The sequence below is a fragment of the Streptomyces canus genome (assembly GCF_001514145.1).
GTDB classification, from domain to species: domain Bacteria; phylum Actinomycetota; class Actinomycetes; order Streptomycetales; family Streptomycetaceae; genus Streptomyces; species Streptomyces canus.
This window is the reverse complement of the sequence record NZ_KQ948669.1, coordinates 315,943-317,845: the sequence shown is the minus strand read 5'-3', so window position 1 is coordinate 317,845 and position 1,903 is coordinate 315,943. Positions and strand designations below refer to the sequence as shown.

The window sequence follows — 1,903 nt, the reverse complement described above, 5'->3', positions numbered from 1 at the left end:
ATCCCGGTGGCCCTGCGTCTCTCCGGCGCGTTGGACCGGGACGCGCTGCGGCTCGCGCTCGCGGATCTGGTGGAGCGGCACGAGAGCCTGCGGACGGTGTTCGCCGAGGACGGCGAGGGCGCCTACCAGGTCGTCCGGGACGCGGCGGAAGCCCGGCCGGAGCTGATCGTGGTCGAGTCTGGACGGGAGGAGGTCGGGCAGAGCCTGAAGGAGGCCGCCCGGCGCGGCTTCGACCTCTCCGCCGAGTCCGGCGAACTCCCCCTGCGGGCCACGCTGTTCGAGGTCGATGCCGACGAGCATGTCCTGCTGCTGCTTCTGCACCACATCGTGAGTGACGCGTGGTCGCGGGCGCCGCTGGCCCGTGATCTGACGGCCGCGTATGCGGCCCGGGTCGCCGGTGAAGCTCCCCACTGGGCCCCGTTGCCGGTGCAGTACGCCGACTACAGCCTGTGGCAGCGCGAGGTGCTCGGCTCGGAGGACGACCCGGACAGCGAAATCTCCCGCCAACTCGGCTATTGGACGGGGGCATTGGCGGGCCTGCCCGATCAACTGGAGTTGCCCTACGACCGTCCGCGTCCCTCCGTGGCCACCTACCGAGGTGACCGCATTCCCTTCGAGGTTCCCGCAGAGCTCTACGACCGGGTTGTCGCTCTCGCGCGGGAGAGGCAGGCCAGCCCGTTCATGGTGCTGCAGGCCGCGCTGGCGGCGTTGCTGACCCGGCTGGGCGCCGGCACGGACATCCCGATCGGCACGCCCATCGCGGGCCGTACCGACGGGACGCTCGACGACCTGATCGGCGTCTTCATCAATACGCTGGTCCTGCGCACGGACACTTCCGGGCGACCCACGGCCCACACGCTCATCGACCGTGTCCGGGCCCAGAACCTGGCGGCGTACGCGAACCAGGACCTGCCGTTCGAGCGGCTGGTGGAAGCGGTCAACCCGGAGCGCTCGCTCTCCCGGCACCCCCTCTTCCAGGTGCTGCTGGCCTTCAACAACACCGACACGGCCGCCGTCGACGGCGTGACCCAACTGCCCGGCCTGACGGTCTCACGTGCGACGGCCGACACCGGAGTGGGCAAGTTCGACCTGTCCTTCGCGTTCGCCGAGCGGGCATCCACCGAGGCGGCGTCCACCAGGGCCGGACTCCAAGGCGTCCTCGAATACAGCACCGACCTCTTCGACCAGTCCACCGTCGAGGCCCTCGGTCGTCGCTACCTGCGCCTGCTCCAGGCCATGGTCGACGCCCCGGACGCCCCCGTCGACCAGGCGGAGCTGCTGGACGGGTCCGAGGTACACACCCTTCTCGTCGACTGGAACGAGACGGTGTGTGAGGTGCCGGGGCGTTCGGTGGTGGAGTTGTTCGAGGAGCGGGTGGCTGCGGTGCCGGACGCCGAGGCCGTGGTCGCGGGTGGAGTGTCTCTCAGTTATCGGGAGTTGGATGCCCGTGCTGAGCGTTTGGCGGTGCTTCTGGCGGAGCGTGGTGTTGGGGCGGAGCGGTTTGTCGCGGTGGCGTTGCCCAGGTCGGTGGATCTGGTGGTGGCGTTGCTGGCGGTGTGGAAGGCGGGGGCGGCGTATCTGCCGCTGGACACGGAGTATCCGGCGGAGCGGCTGGCGTACATGCTCCAGGACGCCGACCCCGTCCTCCTGCTTACCACGAGCGGGCTGACCTCGGTGCTCCCCGAGGAACTCGCGGTACCGCGCGTGCTGCTGGATGACCCCGGGACCGTCGACGCCCTCGCCCGGCTCACGACCGGCCGGCCGCTGGCCCGCCCGGACCTCGCCAACCCGGCCTACGTCATCTATACGTCGGGGTCGACGGGGCGGCCGAAGGGTGTGGTGGTGCCGCAGGGGCCGTTGGTGAACTTCCTGGTGGCGATGCGGGATCGTTTCGAACTCGGTG

1 protein-coding gene is annotated in these 1,903 nt (G+C 70.2%); it reads left to right on the top strand.

Annotation, left to right across the window (positions count from 1 at the left end):
• The coding region (locus AQJ46_RS36885) for a condensation domain-containing protein (RefSeq protein WP_159064097.1) at positions 1–1,903 on the top strand (1,903 nt) is incomplete at both ends.